The organism is Maribacter sp., from assembly GCF_039974175.1.
Classification (GTDB): Bacteria; Bacteroidota; Bacteroidia; order Flavobacteriales; family Flavobacteriaceae; genus Maribacter_C.
This window is the reverse complement of sequence record NZ_JBDWJN010000010.1, coordinates 55,712-70,958: the sequence shown is the minus strand read 5'-3', so window position 1 is coordinate 70,958 and position 15,247 is coordinate 55,712. Positions and strand designations below refer to the sequence as shown.

Here is a 15,247-nt window from a genome sequence, read left to right as displayed (position 1 = left end):
AAAACTCCAAATTACATCTCCTTTAATCCCTCCTTGTTAGAAGGGAAACCAAACTGATTTACAATAGTACAATTAAGCTTTCGCTTTAGCCTCTTGAATCGCTTCCCAAACCTTCGCTGGAGTGATTGGAATATCCAAGTGCTTAATTCCTAACGGAGCCACAGCATCAATTATAGCATTGGCGATTGCCGGTGGTGCACCAACCGTTGGCGATTCCGCTACACCTTTGGCACCCAGAGGGTGGTGCGGTGATGGCGTAATTGTATGACCTGTTTCCCAATGAGGCGATTCTACCGCAGTCGGTACAAGGTAATCCATTAGGGTACCGTTGAGTACATTTCCTTCGTCATCGTATTCGATACCTTCGTACATAGCCGGGGCAATTCCTTGAGTTAACCCACCGTGTACTTGACCTTCTACGATCATGGGGTTAATGATATTTCCACAGTCATCAATAGCCACAAAACGTTTTACATCAATGGCACCCGTTTCTTCCTCTACCTCAACAACACAGATGTATGCGCCATTGGGGAAAGTTAAATTCGGTGGATCATAGTAATGGGTGGCTTCGAAACCAGGTTCCATACCCGGCGGAATATTGGTATAGGCCGCAAAGGCCACATCTTGAATTGTTTTCGATTTTTCAGGAGCTCCTTTTACAGAATATTTCCCTACCTCCCATTCGATATCTTCCTCGCTTACTTCTAAGAGATGCGCTGCAATTTTCTTTCCCTTGTCACGAAGCTTGCGCGCGGCAATAGCCGCTGCCGCACCAGCAGTTGGGGTACTTCTACTTGCATAGGTTCCTAAACCATAAGGAGCCGTATCAGTATCTCCTTCATCAATTTCGATATCGGTATAGGGTATTCCTAGCTCTTCAGCGAGTATTTGAGCATAGGTAGTTTCATGACCTTGCCCTTGCGACTTGGTTCCGAAACGAGCCAATGCCTTTCCTGTTGGATGTACGCGAATCTCAGCACTATCGAACATGGCAATTCCCAAAATATCAAAGTCTTTTGATGGTCCGGCACCTACCACTTCTGTAAAGGTACAAATTCCGATACCCATTAATTTTCCTTGAGCACGCTTTTCAGCCTGCTCCTTCTTATAATCGTCATAGCCGATCATTTCCATGGCTTTTTCAAGGGTAGCCTTGTAATCGCCACTATCGTAACTCCATCCTAACGGAGATTCATATGGAAATTGCTCTTTTTTGATAAAGTTCTCAAAACGCAATAGGGCAGGATCTTTATCAATCTCAGCAGCCAATTTATCGACCATCCGTTCAATGGCATGAACCGCTTCCGTTACTCGAAAAGAGCAACGATAAGCGACACCACCCGGTGCCTTATTGGTATATACTGCATCCAATTCGGCAAAAGCGTGCTCATAATCATAAGACCCCGTACAAATCGAGAACATGCCGGTTGGATATTTTGATGGATTCGCAGAAGAATCGGTATACCCATGATCAGCCAGGGTCGACACTTTAAAAGCCTGAATTTTTCCCTCTTTCGTGGCAGCCAACTCACAGTCCATATGATAATCACGAGCAAAACCGTTGACCAAGTTTTCAGAACGGTCTTCAATCCATTTTACTGGTTTACCAATTAAGAAGGTCGCAGCAATGGCCACAACATAGGCCGGATAAACCGGTACTTTCCCGCCAAAACCACCTCCAATATCAGGAGATATGATTCGTATCTTTTCTTCAGATAGTCCTACGTGCCCCGCAACCAACGCAACTACTGTTCGTATGGCATGCGGTGCCTGAGTTGTCAAGTAGACTATTAATTTCTGAGTATCCTTATCGTAGGAAGCTACGCAACCACAAGTTTCGATAGAAGCTACGTGAATTCTTGGAAGGTAGATGCGTTCTTTAACAACAACATCTGCCTTGGCGATAACCTCATCGGTTTTTGCCCTATCACCTCTTTCCCAATGATAAATCTGATTGTCTTCCTGTCCTTCTTTATCTGGTCGCAAAAGCGGTGCATCGTCATCTAAAGCCTTAAAAGGGTCTACTATGGCCTGCATGGGCTCATAATCAATTTCAACAGCCTCAGCTCCGTCAACGGCAATGTACCTGTCAGTTGCAATAACGGCACATACCTCTTGTGATTGGTGCATAACCGTATCTGTAGGTAAAACCATTTGCGTATCGGAAAGTAAGGTGGGCATCCAATGTAGATTGTACTGTGCCAAATCCTCACCTGTGATAACGGCTAATACGCCATCAATTGCCAGTGCTTTTTCTTTGTTTATGCTTTTGATCTTGGCATATGCATAAGGGCTACGCACCATAACCATCGTCAATTGACCCGGTAGTTTTACATCATCTACATAATTACCCTTGCCGTGTAAAAATCGAGCATCTTCTTTTCTTTTTACAGAGTGACCCATTCCGCCTACCTCTGGTGATGTTTTACATTTAAACATAGTTTCTTTCTTTAGAGGTTAGACTGATTCTTTTTCCATTTCTTTGGCTGCCTGTTGCACAGACTTTACAATATTATTGTAACCTGTACATCTGCAAAGATTTCCTGAGATACCCCAACGAATTTCCTCTTCGGTCGGGTTGGGATTATTTTTTAATAAATCTACCGAACGCATAATCATACCAGGAGTGCAAAACCCGCAGTGCAAGCCGTGTTGGTCATGAAACGCTTGTTGCAGCGGATGATTGGTTCCTTCGGCAGCTAAACCTTCAATCGTGGTTATTTCAGCACCATCGGCCCGCACAGCCAAATAGGTGCATGACTTAACAGATTTACCATCCATTAGAATGGTACAGGCCCCACAATTAGACGTATCGCAACCGATATGCGTACCTGTCAAATCTAAATTCTCTCTTATAAAGTGTACCAGGAGCAAGCGCGAATCAACTTCGGCCGAAACGCTTTCTCCATTTATTGTCATTGTTATATTATGTTTTCCCATAGCTATTTTATTGTCTCGCTCTTTCCAAAGCCTTATTCAACATTCTTTTTGTTATCGTATCTACAATAGATCTTTTATACGCCTCAGAACCTCTTAAGTCAGATTCTGGTTCACAGTCTTCACTAGCAATCTTACCTACCTGTTCAATTAAGTCATCGGTAATTTTTTGACCTCGTAACAAATCTTCACCTCTCTCCAAACGCATCGGAACCGCGCTTACATTCGTGAGTCCGATACCTATTTCCTGACATACACCGCTATCATCCAATGCAACATGAACAGCGACTCCTGCCGTAGCATAATCACCCACCTTTCGTTCTACTTTATGATAAGCACCACCACTACCTTTCTTTGCTTTTGGTATTTGAATCTCAGTCAAAACATCTGAAGGTTCCAATGCTGTCATATAAAAACCATGAAAAAATTCATCAATAGGAATCGATTTTGTACCTCCGGCTCCTTCGGCAATAACGGTTGCCCGCATCGCCAGCATCAAGGCTGGTTGATCATTGGCCGCATCACCATGGGCAATGTTTCCCCCAATAGTACCTACATTCCGCACTGATGGATCTGCCGTTAACCAAATTGCATCACCAAGAATAGGGTAACTTTCCTTCAGCAAAGCGTTGTGCTCCATCTCCGTCTGTGTCGTCAAGGCACCTATTTTGAGTAAATCGCCTTCTTCTTTAATATAAGATAGGCCATCTATTTTACTGATATCGATAATGTGTTCGGGAGTCGCAAAGCGAAGTTTCATCATGGGCAACAAACTATGTCCGCCCGACATATATTTCGCCTCTTCTCCAAGCTCCTGTGACAAAGCAATGGCCTCACTTACCGAGGTAGCTTTGTGATAGTTGAAATTAGCTGGAATCATAATTATTTAAGGATTAAATTAAGAGGTAAGCATTAAATATATCGTATTTATTTTGATGTCGCAAAATAAAATACTTTTGTTTAACGATTTGATAATACAACTATAGAGATTCACTTAAAACCATCGAAATTCTGGCATCTACTACTATTTTAAGATTATCCTTACCTTTAGATTCATTCCAAAAGACGCCGGCTATTTATGTATTCCCAACTCTATTTTGATTACAATGCGACCACTCCCTGCGCTAAGGAAGTGGTGAACAGCATGTTACCTCATTTTCACGAAGATTTTGGAAATCCTTCAAGTAGTCATCATCCTTATGGGTGGTTGGCAAAGAGCGCTGTTGAAGATGCCACTATGGCTATTGCCAAAAATTTAGGGGTTCCCCAGAACAGTTTAATATATACTTCTGGTTCAACAGAGAGTATCAATATGGTGCTAAAAGGAATTGCGCGCAAAATGCGATCCAAAGGAAAGCATATCATAACTACAAAAGCGGAACATAAAGCTGTATTGGATACATGTGCCTTTTTAGAAAAGGAGGGGTTTGAAGTGAGTTATTTAGACATAGGTGCCGATGGGTTGATTTCTTTGCCAACCTTAAACAAAATGCTACGTTCAGACACCATTTTGGTTTCGATTTTATATGCAAATAACGAAACTGGAAACGTACAGCCCCTAGCTGAAATTGCAAAACTGACACATGAAAACGGAAGCTTGCTGTTCTCAGATACTACACAAGCGTTAGGGAAGATTGATATAACTGAAGTTTTAGGGCTGGTAGATTTTGCCTGTTTCTCAGCACACAAGGTTTATGGCCCGAAGGGAATCGGTTTGGTCTTTATAAAAGATAATGATGGTTCAGACAACTTACCCAGCTTTATTCAAGGCGGTGGTCAACAAAAGGGACAGCGTGGAGGAACCATTAACACCCCATTGATAGTAGGATTAGCAAAGGCCATCGATCTTGCCTATCAAAACTTTGAAGAAGAAAAACAAAGATTAGAAGTGCTACGTGATAAATTGGAAGCTGGTTTACTTGAAATTGAGATGGCTGTTTCAAACAGCAAAACTTCCAAGCGTCTTCCAAATACTGTACATGTATCCTTTCCCTTTGTCGATGGTTCCAACCTTTTAACCGCCCTAAGCGCACAAATAGCTGTTTCAAACGGATCAGCATGTAATTCGGCTTCTATAGAACCTTCTCATGTATTGTTGGCTATGGGTGTCGAGCGCAGTTTAGCATATGCGTCATTGCGATTTAGTATGGGAAGATTTACAACGGAAGATGAAGTTGAAAAGGCTATTGAAATTGTAACCAATGAAATTGCCAAGCAACGAGAAGCCAACATTCTTTGGGATCGTAGGACCTAAAACTATTTCAAAAAACTATGGCATCCCATGAAAAAGTCATACACGAAGTAATTGTTATAGGTGGCGGCCTTATGGGAAGTGCTGCTGCCTGGCATCTATCCAACTATGGAAAGAAGGTCTTGCTCCTAGAAAAACAAGCTAGTAGTTATAGTAGCGGCTCAAGTAAAGGTGCAGCGCGTATCGTTCGAAGTAGTAATATAGAAAACGATGAGCTTTGGTCTTACCTGCACAATAGTTCCGTTAAAGAAGTTGAAAAACTTATCCGTTTTTTAAATCGAAAGGGTACAGATTTGAAAATGGAAAACGTGTATACCACTTCCCCTGTTTCCTATATCGGTAGACTTGAAGAATTGGACCAACTTTTGGTGAATTTGAAAAAACAGGATGTCAATTTTGAAGTTGCATCTACCATAGAGCAAGCAAAGTCAAAATTTGGCGTGAACCTCAAGAAAAATACCTTTCTACAACGAGAATTCAATAGCTATTCAGGAACCTTTAATCCACAAGTATTAATGCAATATCTGCATAAGGCAGTTACCCAAAAGGGAGGCCAAATTTGGTACAACGTCAACGCGGAACGAATCGAACTAAAAGACAAATTGTACTCCATCTCTGTAGTAGATTCCAAGGGTATGCCTAAAGTACTATACGCAAAACAGCTTATCAGTGCGGCGGGCCCATACACTGGAAAATTACTCACAGAAATTGCCCCATACTTTGATAAACTGATTCATCCGCAACGAGTCTTTCTTGTGTTTATGAAGATTAAAAATGAGCTTTTTCGAAGTCTTACAGCGATACAAAAGCAACAACTTAAAAATGGATTTCCACTTATTGATAGGTCTTGGCCGAAAAAAACCGATGAATTTTTTGCCATGATTGAAAATTGTGATCCTCAGGGAAACCCAACTTTAAAAGCTGGTGGGCACTTTCAAAGGTCGTACATTCCGAACCTTGATGCAGTTTGGCAACAAGAATTGTGTACCGAAGAAATCAATTGGGCGAAAGAAAAAATACGAGATTATCTTGCCTTTCTAAATCTACCTGTAGGTTTTGACCAGTTAAATACAGTAGATACCTATTCTTGCGTTTATAGCCTAACAGCGACTGAAGTGCCTTATGTTACCCCAGCTTTTAAGCATGATAAATCCAAAGACGAAAACCTTGTTGTGATTGCAGGCATGTCTGGTATCGGTGCTAAAGGGGCTCTCTGTTATGGCCGTATAGCTGCAAACCTCCTTACGGGTAAAAAACAGGAAGATCACTTTTATAAAACAGCGGTTTCCAAATTAGGATACGAAAGGTTGGCAACGAGCACACTGAGTTAGACACGGTTTTATATTGGCTTGCGTAACATTTTTCTTCACCAAACGTCATAATAAGATCGACAGAGCCAAATCTTAAGATAAAAGCCAAACAAATGCAATGGAGAAATTAAAAAATCAGGTTTGGGCACAAATCTTTATTATTTACACAAGATATCTAATCGGCGGCACCTTTGTTTTTGCTAGTTTGATCAAAATCAAAGGATATCGCTTTACCTCTGAAAGTGGTGCAGAAAACCCTATTGACACTGCCTGGCACTTCTTTGAGACTATGTACCAATCTGGATTGTATTGGAAGTTTATTGGTCTTAGCCAATTGGCTGCGGGCTTTTTATTGATGACACAACGGTATGCAAAACTGGGCGCTATGGTCAACCTTCCCATCATTTTAAACATTTTCGTGATAACCCTTTCGTACGAGTTCGCCTATACCCCCGTAGTTACCGGCCTGCTTCTTTCGGCCAATCTCCTACTCTTACTATGGGATTGGAACGAATTAAAAATACTTGTCAATTTGCCCATAAAGGTTGATTTAACCACCAGTTTAGCGGGGCATAGGATATGGGAAATTACAGGATTGATTTTATTTTCCTTTACATTCCTATATAGGCTATTCGTGAATCAATACACTATCTTGCATTGGTTTTCGGGCTGCATCGCTATAGGTATTGCAGCACTATTTGTGGGCCTCTATTTGAATAGGAAGGCGAAGAAAACGGGATAGTGCGAATTTGAAAATTATATCCTCTCGTGAATAGGGCCAACCTTCTCCCTGAGCATCCCACCTGTTTTTCCTGAGAAAACTCCTAAAATTTCACTGAATAAGCTCATGGCGATTTCCTCTGGAGTATTCGCTCCGATCTCTAATCCACAAGGTGCATAAATACGATTCAATTCGTCTTCAGAAAACTCGATTCCGTTTGCTTTATACTCGCGAATCATTTTGTCAAAACGCTTACGTGGGCCCAAGGAAGCAATATAAGGGGCCGCACTTTTTACCAAATGCTGTAGATTAGCATAATCGGTTTTGTAGTCGTGTGCCATTAGAATGATCGCCGTGCGATGATCAATTTCAGGTCGCGCTTCACCCTCTTTCAGGTAGATATTGGTAACCGATTGCAGTTTTTCCTTTTTCAGTTTTTGAACGTTTCCAACCAGACTAACATCCCAATCCATCAATTGGGCCATATCCAACATCGGGTAAACATCATAATTATCACCGTAAATAGCCAAATGAAATTGAGGCGGAATCAATTCAAGAAAGACACTCGCCTTTACCCCTTCTTCTTCAAAATGATAGGTTTTTGATTTTTTGTTTGCTAATACATCTTGAATTTTTGCTTGAAGAAAATTACGCAACCCTTCATGTTGGCAATCTTCCAAGGAGGCCGAATCCTTATCGTAATAAAAACTTCTACCCAAGGGAATAGCATTCATTTCGGCATCTAGAGCAGTTACGGTGGCTATAACATGCTCCCCACGATCTGAAACACATTTCTGAAGCATTTTCAAGGTGGTCGAGTTTTCTGATATTGGAGAAATTAAAACATCGATAACACCATTACAGCCTAGACCTACCCCGATTTCATTTTCTTTAGAAGTATCATAGGTAACAATCGAGGGTTCTTGTTTGAGAATTGCTATTTGCGAACGTTGTAGGGCGTCTCCTTCCAAACATCCTCCGCTTATTCCACCTTCAAAAACACCAGATTCAAATACGAGCATTCGTGCCCCTTCTCTCCGATAGGAGGATTCCTGAACGCGAACCACTTGGGCAATCGCGCATTTCTCATTGGAACTTTTAAAAGAATTATAAAGTTGAAGTATCGATTTTATTTCTTTCATTTCCGTAACAGTTCTTATTTCTTTCTTAAATATGCCCCCTAATATATCTAAAAATAGCTATATTGAATCTTCTTATCACTGATATAAATCATGAAGGATTCCTTTGACAGAACCATAGATTATGTGCGTATAGCAGTGACTGACCGCTGCAATTTGCGCTGCTTCTATTGCATGCCTGCAGAAGGTATACCCTATGAGCCAAAAGCACATTTGCTTAGTTATGAAGAGATTACTCGATTACTTAAGGTATTAGGAGAACTCGGTTTTCAGAAAGTACGGTTTACAGGAGGTGAACCATTTCTTAGAAAAGATTTCATGAAATTGTTGGAAAACACCGCTACCTTGGATGACTTTACATCTATCCACATTACCTCTAACGGAACACTTTTGCAAAGACATATAGCTCGTTTAAAGGAATTGGGCATTACCAAAATCAATTTGAGTATTGATTCTTTAGACAAAAAGCGCTTTCATAAAATCACAAGACGTGATGATTTTGAAAAAGTGATGCAGACCTTTAAACTGTTAGTGAATAATGGCTTTAAAATCAAGCTCAATGCAGTCATTATGAAGGGCATTAACACCCAAGATATTATTCCCTTGGCAGAACTAGCCAAAGACTATCAGGTTGATGTTCGGTTTATCGAAGAAATGCCTTTTAATGGGGGCTACAAAGAGAATCTTGAAATGTATTCAGCTAGAGATATTTATGCTGACTTAAATGCACATTATCCCAACTTAGTAAAACTTCCGAGTAAACATGGCGACACGGCAAGTTTACTTGCTGTACCTGGATACAAAGGAAATATCGGTGTCATTGCCGCATTTTCAAGAACCTTTTGCAATACCTGCAATCGCCTACGAATTTCCTCAAAAGGAGAAATCAAAAGTTGCCTGTATGACGACGGTGTCTTTAACATTCGCGATTATATGCGTTCTGGAGTTTCTGATGAGGAATTGGCAGATAAGTTCAGGGAAATTGTTCGTTTAAAACCCAAAGACGGATTTGAAGCCGAAAAATTGCGGAAAGCTCCGAAGAAAGCAATGCAGAGTATGAGTAGTATAGGTGGGTAGTTAAAAATCTTTTAAACTGTCATTTCGAGCGGAGTCGAGAAATAGACAGTCGTACAAAAAAGCATTTCGACTCCGCTCAATGTGACCGATGGAGAATACGTTTATCCCTTATGAAAAAGCCCTCTCGATTTTAGAAGAACACCAGGGTGACTTTCCAATAGAATCCAGAATTTTAGAAGAATGTATTGGGTCTTATCTTGCGGAAGATTTAATCGCAGACCGTGACTTCCCACCTTTTGACAGGGTTACTATGGATGGTATCGCGATCGCATATGCAACTTTCGAATCAGGAACTAGGGCATTTACAATTGCCGATACGGCTGCCGCGGGAAATCCTCAAAAAACGCTGACAGATACCGCAAACTGTATTGAAGTGATGACCGGTGCCATTATGCCGAAGGGCGTTGATACGGTGATTCGCTATGAAGATCTTACTATTGAAGGCAATCGGGCTACCATAAATCTCGATGCCTTGAATTACAAGCAGAATGTGCATTTTAAAGGAATCGATATGGCTAAAGGGACGGTCATAGTGGGCAGAGGAAAACAGTTATCTAGCGCTGAAATCAATATTGCTGCTTCTATTGGAAAAGCTGCCTTACAAGTTCGTCAGCTGCCCAAGGTGGTTATTTTTTCTACCGGAGATGAGTTGGTACCCGTAGATCAAACTCCTGAATTGCATCAGATTCGCAGGTCAAATATCTACGGCATTCAGGCGACCTTAAAGGAATGTGGGATTAAAGCCGATCTTCAACATTTGGCTGATGATAAAGCACAAATGTTCAAGGCGATATCGACGGCATTGCGGATATACGATCTCCTCGTATTTACCGGTGGTGTCTCAAAAGGAAAATTTGACTACCTGCCAGATGTACTCGAAGCACTGGAAGTCAAGAAACACTTTCACAAAATACAACAGCGACCCGGTAAACCTTTTTGGTTCGGTAGTAACGCTCATGGGAAAAAGATCTTCGCTCTTCCAGGAAACCCAGTTTCTTCCTTTGTTTGTGTATATATGTATTTGAAGTTTTGGTTGCAAAAGTCCTTGGGAATTGCCTCAGAAGCCTTGTTGGTTAAACTTAAAAATGATGTGGAGTTCAAACCAGATTTGGTCTACTTTCTTGAAGCCAAACTAGAAAGTCATCATGACGGTTCGCTAGTCGCAGAAGCCATTAAAGGAAATGGCTCTGGCGATTTCGCTAATCTTGTAAAAACAGACGGTTTTTTAATATTACCGCAAAATAAAACCCAATTTTTTGCGAATGAGGTTTATCCTTTTGTATCTTATCGAACGAAATGGTAATCCCCTGCAATGGAAATCACTAAGACAGGCTGCTGTAAAACTAAGCTCCACTCTCCTAAAAAAGTGGAAGCCGCTAAGGGTTCAGTGTCTTTTCTTTCAACAATCTTATTGATTCTTATACCGAAATGTCCCTTATGCTTGACGGCCTACATGAGTGCCATGGTACTCTTCTTTGATATTGAGTACGCTACTTTAGTACCCGTGTTGTTGCATACAAAACCGGTGATGGGAATACTAATTATCGTGATGATCCTCCTAAATAGCAAAGACAAAAGAACACTCGTTTCCTTAGCCATTGCGGCAGTAGCCTTTACTTTCTTGGTTTTAAAAACTTACTTCGAGACGGCTTTGGCAATGCCCGATTGGCTTATCTATATTGCCTTTATCTTTGCGATTTGGTACAATGGCAATTTCCAATATTTTTATCGATTTATACGGTTTGGACGCCAAGGAGAGGCTGTTTAGCGGTCTTAAACTAATGCAATTCGATCTCTCCAATTTGGCGACAAATAAGCACTTGTAACTTTCAAGTTATACCTCCATTTAGTTGATCAATTGAATTTCAAGCCATCGGTATCGGCCAGTCGTGCAATAATGCCCCAATTGAACTTCTGTCTATTGTCGGCCGAAAGCATAAAATCTAATCTATTGGCACCTTGCTTTAAGTCTAACATAACGCTTTCGTCATTTACAAAAACCCGTCCCTCCATACCCTTGTCAGCTGGTGGCTTAAAGTTCATTCCTTTATCAAAAACAATCTCAGAATTTAAAAAGAGGACAAGATGGTCAGCATAATCGAATTCAAGTTTGACTTCTCTATTTACATCAGATTCAAGATTACAACTTAAGACAATGGTTTTAGTCATATCATCATAGAAACGACTAATGTTAAGGAGTCCGTCTTCATCAGTATGTATAGTCTTGAATTTGTTTTTGTTCTGTATTACGGAATCAAGTTGAAATGCAAATTTCAGTGAATCCTTGGCAAACATTTTAGAGACTTTCCATTCAGTAACATAATTGGTCGATGGTTTTTCTTGATAAACTTCCTCTTTTGTTTCCTTTAGTTCGGCTATGGAAACATTTGAAAAATAGACGCCAAAGGCATCTGATACTAAACTTATACCGCCAGCAATTGGATCACGTTTTAAGTGTTCCACCACAAAAGCAGATCGCTCCATATCCTCTATATAAAAAACAGCCATATCTCCTTTGACCTCAACTTTGACATGAATCCAAGTTCGAGAATCAAGAAAAGTTATTTTGTTATTAACTTCAACGAAAAGCAATACTTTCATTTCTTCCGGATCAAAAATGTAGTTTACATCATCTCCAGTTATGACCTCTGCTGCTTCCGAAAAAGAGAATCGTTTATTTTTCAAAAAACTTCGCAATGTATCGCTAGCCTTACCATCTACTAGTTCTTGTCTTAAACCTTGAGGCAGGGTGGCCACCTCTTCTCTTGGAAATTCTGCCTGACCTTCATATTTCGGATAATTGTACAATTGCCACGGTAAACTGCCATTGTATATAGGTAAATACTGTAAGGCATCTTTTTTTTCGCTCAAACCCAGTCTTAAATATAAGTACTCAAAGTTTTGCTTGTCCTTCAACCTGAATCCAAACCCCGGAGCGGAAAGGCCGTTACAATAAAACTCCAAGACGAAGTTTTTGTAGTTCTTGTTTTTTAAGTACGCTTTTTGGTTGGGTCCTAATTTCAATGCAAGTTTACCCTTATATAGCAAGGTATCTATTTCACCAGTGGTCTCATCCTCATTTTCAACGCGCCAATGATCCTCAGTAAAAGGAAAATCTTGGAAGGATTTACTTTCTTTTTCAGTTTGGTCGCAAGAAAGTAGTGCAGCGAAAGTACCTAAAATTAAAAATCTTCTAAATCGTACTACCATGATCAGTTAAATTTCAAACCATCAGTATCAGCAACTCGGGCCATAATGCCCCATCCAAAAAAGTAATTCGTTACCCCAATAAGAATTTCATTTTCTCCTTTTTGCAAGGGTAATTGAAATGAAGTATTATCAATGGTACATCGGCCCCGGGGTTCTTTCATACCTGGAGAGCCATAATAGTTTTTATCGGTAAACAGCGGCTGCCCATTGACAAAAACCCAAACTTCATCGCTAAAGCCTAAATCAACTCTTTTTTCTTGATCAGTTGCTGATGAAATAGTGGTTTTAATCCAGGCTAATTTGCGTTGCCCTTGTGCTGTACTGCCAAACAAACGGGTTAAGTTGACCAAAGCACGACGCTCTGCCTTTAAGGGTTTCCATACCGTTTTACTATTCAACAAATTAGTATCGATAGCAACTCCAGGATTTCGCGCTATGCCCAACATCAGGTCCTTACCAAACGGAAAGTCTATAGGGTTGCTAACCGACCAATTCTTTAGATATCTCGAATCACTATAGGTGTGATCATAACCCTCATTGGCAGCTAGATCCTCGGTAGCATCGGGCCTTACAATGAAATTGGAGTACACCACATTTCCGGTCAAAACTATTGCGCCAGAATTGGTAACGCCCTCTAGTGCAGGAACATGCAAGGCTTCACGTTGAGTGTCGTTTACGTAGACCTTCATTTGCTTTCCATTGATTACCAGTTTCACATGGTTCCATTTACCTTCGTAAATGGTTGCCGCCGCTTGATATTCATCTGTAACATCCCACATATTCACTCCATCTAAAACAGCGGCATATTGTAGGGTAGTTCGCTTCAAATCATCTGGAGTTCCGAAATAGCGGATGTAAAATTTTTCCGAATTCAGGGTATCCTTGTCTACTCTAAAGTCAATCCCCGGAAAGCCCATTCCCTTTAGCTCTACATCAAATTCAATGGTACCATTCGTAAATTCAAAATCTTTAAGCATTATTCCGAATCCATTTTCGTTATTGCTCCGTACTGCAGCTTGCGTTTTGTAATTCAGAAATTCTACATTGTCAGTTACCGCCGCCCAATGCTTTTCAGTCATCGGGAACTCGATGACCTCGTTCTTTTGTTTTTTTCTTTGTCCGTTGGTCACATTGACCATGGATAATAGGGTCAGCCCTAGAAACACTTTTTTCATCATGATATTCGCTTTTGATCTTGTTAATACTTTAAAAACTAAATTTGATTATGAATAAAATTACTCAGGAGAAAAGGTATTTAACATGTGTGAGCTTGTTCAATCTTGTTTAATTTTGTTCAAAAGCCAACACTTTATAGATACGCTTTACATTTATGGATAAATCGACTTTATACATGAAAGACCACTTGGTGGCGCTTATAGAAAACAAACTCGGGTGGGGAAAAGGAGATACCTGGGGCAATAAGGACTTTGAGGAGCTCAGTGAGCGAATTTTTCAGAGTACCAACAAGCGATTGAGCGTAACCACCTTAAAGCGTATATGGGGGCGGGCCGAGTGGGTGGCCAACCCCAGTCGGGCTACTTTAGATATTTTATCTGAATTTGTGGGGTTTGAAAATTGGCGTGCCTACGTTCGCACCAAAAAACAAGAATCGTCAGAACAGCATGTGCTAAAAAAGAAACGACCGTCTAAGATTTGGCTCATGGTCTTGATTTTGGCAATTGTCGTTTCTCTTTTCGGATTCTTTTGGAAGAGCAATTCTAACAATATTACGGTTGGCACTGTTCACCAAGCTGAAGATTTTGCTTTTGCTAGCCGACCAGTTAGTGAGGGAATTCCGAATTCTGTGGTATTCGAATATGAAGCAACGGCAGCGAAAGAGGGTGCAAAAGTAGAAATACAACAAGATTGGGACAGGAATAAACGCATGCGTGTAGACAAAGACGATAGCGTTGCAACTAGTATTTATTATTACCCTGGGTTCTTTAAATCGAAATTGGTGGTTGATGATACCATCATTAAGGAAGAGGATGTTTTTATTACCACTAATGATTGGTTGGGTATTATTAATCGCGATTCCATACCTATATATCTTAAAAAAGAGGAGATTTACGCTGACAGCCTATTGCGCATTGATCATAATACGGTATCCTCCTATAATTTAGACGCCAGGACCGCGACGATAATAGTGAGCCTCTATCAAGTGCGAGATTTCGGAGAATTGTACACGAACGATTTTGAAATGTCAACTAGGTTAAAGAACGATTTTGACCAAGGAATAAGTACCTGTCAAAATGTATGGATCTATTTACTTTATGATGGCGGGGCAATCGGAATTCCGTTGGCTAAAAAAGGATGTGCTTCAGATATAAGTTTGATGACTTTTAAAAAATTCGTTGATGGTAAAAAAAATGACCTCTCCGATTTTGGGGTAGATTTTAACAACTATGTAGACCTAAAATGCATTTCAAAAGATCAAAAACTTGACATCCTCATCAATAACAAGTCAGTCTATCAAATGCAAGTTCCAGAACCAGCTTCAAAGATCAAAGGAATTACCATTCATTTCGAGGGGGCGGGTTCTGTAAAGAATGTAGTCTTTAAGAGAAAAGAGAAGGTCGTTTACCAATCTGATTTCTAAGGA

The 15,247-nt window shown here is 40.5% G+C and carries 13 protein-coding genes; 7 read left to right on the top strand and 6 right to left on the bottom strand.

Features of this window, described 5'->3' with window-relative positions; translation table 11 throughout:
* Positions 1–72: 72 nt before the first annotated feature.
* From ABJN95_RS09455 to ABJN95_RS09445, 3 genes are read right to left on the bottom strand one after another with little or no spacing between them, the layout of a single operon-like run.
* Positions 73–2,439, bottom strand: coding sequence for an aerobic carbon-monoxide dehydrogenase large subunit (locus ABJN95_RS09455; protein ID WP_348370146.1), 2,367 nt, complete (start codon positions 2,437–2,439; stop codon positions 73–75).
* Between the two features lie 18 nt (positions 2,440–2,457).
* Positions 2,458–2,940: a (2Fe-2S)-binding protein gene (locus tag ABJN95_RS09450; RefSeq protein ID WP_348370145.1), complete on the bottom strand. Its 483-nt coding sequence runs from the start codon at positions 2,938–2,940 to the stop codon at positions 2,458–2,460.
* 7 nt (positions 2,941–2,947) lie between these two features.
* Complete coding sequence (locus tag ABJN95_RS09445) at positions 2,948–3,817, bottom strand: xanthine dehydrogenase family protein subunit M (RefSeq protein WP_348370144.1); 870 nt, start codon at positions 3,815–3,817, stop codon at positions 2,948–2,950.
* Between the two features lie 198 nt (positions 3,818–4,015).
* On the opposite strand from ABJN95_RS09445, the gene ABJN95_RS09440 reads away from it, so the two are divergent.
* The 3 genes from ABJN95_RS09440 to ABJN95_RS09430 all read left to right on the top strand — a co-directional run bounded on the left by ABJN95_RS09440 (position 4,016) and on the right by ABJN95_RS09430 (position 7,240).
* Positions 4,016–5,191: a cysteine desulfurase family protein gene (locus ABJN95_RS09440; RefSeq protein WP_348370143.1), complete on the top strand. Its 1,176-nt coding sequence runs from the start codon at positions 4,016–4,018 to the stop codon at positions 5,189–5,191.
* 17 nt (positions 5,192–5,208) lie between these two features.
* Positions 5,209–6,519 carry an FAD-dependent oxidoreductase gene (locus tag ABJN95_RS09435; protein WP_348370142.1) on the top strand — a complete coding sequence of 437 codons (1,311 nt, stop codon included), beginning with the start codon at positions 5,209–5,211 and terminating at the stop codon, positions 6,517–6,519.
* 97 nt (positions 6,520–6,616) lie between these two features.
* A complete protein-coding gene (locus tag ABJN95_RS09430; protein WP_348370141.1) occupies positions 6,617–7,240 on the top strand; it encodes a hypothetical protein in 624 nt (207 codons plus the stop codon).
* Positions 7,241–7,254: 14 nt separating this feature from the next.
* On the opposite strand, the gene ABJN95_RS09425 is transcribed toward ABJN95_RS09430, so the two are convergent.
* Entirely contained in the window at positions 7,255–8,361 is a 1,107-nt protein-coding gene (locus ABJN95_RS09425; protein ID WP_348370140.1) for an XdhC family protein, read from the bottom strand.
* A gap of 90 nt (positions 8,362–8,451) precedes the next feature.
* On the opposite strand from ABJN95_RS09425, the gene moaA reads away from it, so the two are divergent.
* From moaA to ABJN95_RS09410, 3 genes are all read left to right on the top strand, one after another.
* Positions 8,452–9,435 (top strand): GTP 3',8-cyclase MoaA, encoded by a 984-nt coding sequence (gene moaA / locus ABJN95_RS09420; RefSeq protein ID WP_348370139.1) that lies wholly within the window; start codon positions 8,452–8,454, stop codon positions 9,433–9,435.
* A gap of 88 nt (positions 9,436–9,523) precedes the next feature.
* Complete coding sequence (locus ABJN95_RS09415; protein ID WP_348370138.1) at positions 9,524–10,738, top strand: molybdopterin molybdotransferase MoeA; 1,215 nt, start codon at positions 9,524–9,526, stop codon at positions 10,736–10,738.
* 9 nt (positions 10,739–10,747) lie between these two features.
* Positions 10,748–11,203, top strand: a complete 456-nt coding sequence (locus ABJN95_RS09410; protein WP_348370137.1) for a hypothetical protein — start codon at positions 10,748–10,750, stop codon at positions 11,201–11,203.
* 86 nt (positions 11,204–11,289) lie between these two features.
* Here ABJN95_RS09410 and ABJN95_RS09405 read toward each other — a convergent pair whose 3' ends face one another.
* Together ABJN95_RS09405 and ABJN95_RS09400 are read right to left on the bottom strand one after the other, a co-directional pair.
* Positions 11,290–12,645, bottom strand: a complete 1,356-nt coding sequence (locus ABJN95_RS09405; RefSeq protein WP_348370136.1) for a hypothetical protein — start codon at positions 12,643–12,645, stop codon at positions 11,290–11,292.
* 2 nt (positions 12,646–12,647) lie between these two features.
* Positions 12,648–13,823 carry a hypothetical protein gene (locus ABJN95_RS09400; protein WP_348370135.1) on the bottom strand — a complete coding sequence of 392 codons (1,176 nt, stop codon included), beginning with the start codon at positions 13,821–13,823 and terminating at the stop codon, positions 12,648–12,650.
* Between the two features lie 173 nt (positions 13,824–13,996).
* Here ABJN95_RS09400 and ABJN95_RS09395 point away from each other — a divergent pair, with 173 nt between their 5' ends.
* Complete coding sequence (locus ABJN95_RS09395) at positions 13,997–15,244, top strand: hypothetical protein (RefSeq protein WP_348370134.1); 1,248 nt, start codon at positions 13,997–13,999, stop codon at positions 15,242–15,244.
* Positions 15,245–15,247: the final 3 nt, after the last annotated feature.

Coding starts and splice junctions, on each gene's coding strand:
- ABJN95_RS09425 (WP_348370140.1), bottom strand. CDS start 8,361: ATGAAAGAAATAAAATCGATACTTCAACTTTATAATTCTTTTAAAAGT.
- ABJN95_RS09440 (WP_348370143.1), top strand. CDS start 4,016: ATGTATTCCCAACTCTATTTTGATTACAATGCGACCACTCCCTGCGCT.
- ABJN95_RS09410 (WP_348370137.1), top strand. CDS start 10,748: ATGGAAATCACTAAGACAGGCTGCTGTAAAACTAAGCTCCACTCTCCT.
- ABJN95_RS09405 (WP_348370136.1), bottom strand. CDS start 12,645: ATGGTAGTACGATTTAGAAGATTTTTAATTTTAGGTACTTTCGCTGCA.
- ABJN95_RS09430 (WP_348370141.1), top strand. CDS start 6,617: ATGGAGAAATTAAAAAATCAGGTTTGGGCACAAATCTTTATTATTTAC.
- ABJN95_RS09415 (WP_348370138.1), top strand. CDS start 9,524: ATGGAGAATACGTTTATCCCTTATGAAAAAGCCCTCTCGATTTTAGAA.
- ABJN95_RS09450 (WP_348370145.1), bottom strand. CDS start 2,940: ATGGGAAAACATAATATAACAATGACAATAAATGGAGAAAGCGTTTCG.
- moaA (WP_348370139.1), top strand. CDS start 8,452: ATGAAGGATTCCTTTGACAGAACCATAGATTATGTGCGTATAGCAGTG.
- ABJN95_RS09445 (WP_348370144.1), bottom strand. CDS start 3,817: ATGATTCCAGCTAATTTCAACTATCACAAAGCTACCTCGGTAAGTGAG.
- ABJN95_RS09435 (WP_348370142.1), top strand. CDS start 5,209: ATGGCATCCCATGAAAAAGTCATACACGAAGTAATTGTTATAGGTGGC.
- ABJN95_RS09455 (WP_348370146.1), bottom strand. CDS start 2,439: ATGTTTAAATGTAAAACATCACCAGAGGTAGGCGGAATGGGTCACTCT.
- ABJN95_RS09395 (WP_348370134.1), top strand. CDS start 13,997: ATGAAAGACCACTTGGTGGCGCTTATAGAAAACAAACTCGGGTGGGGA.
- ABJN95_RS09400 (WP_348370135.1), bottom strand. CDS start 13,823: ATGATGAAAAAAGTGTTTCTAGGGCTGACCCTATTATCCATGGTCAAT.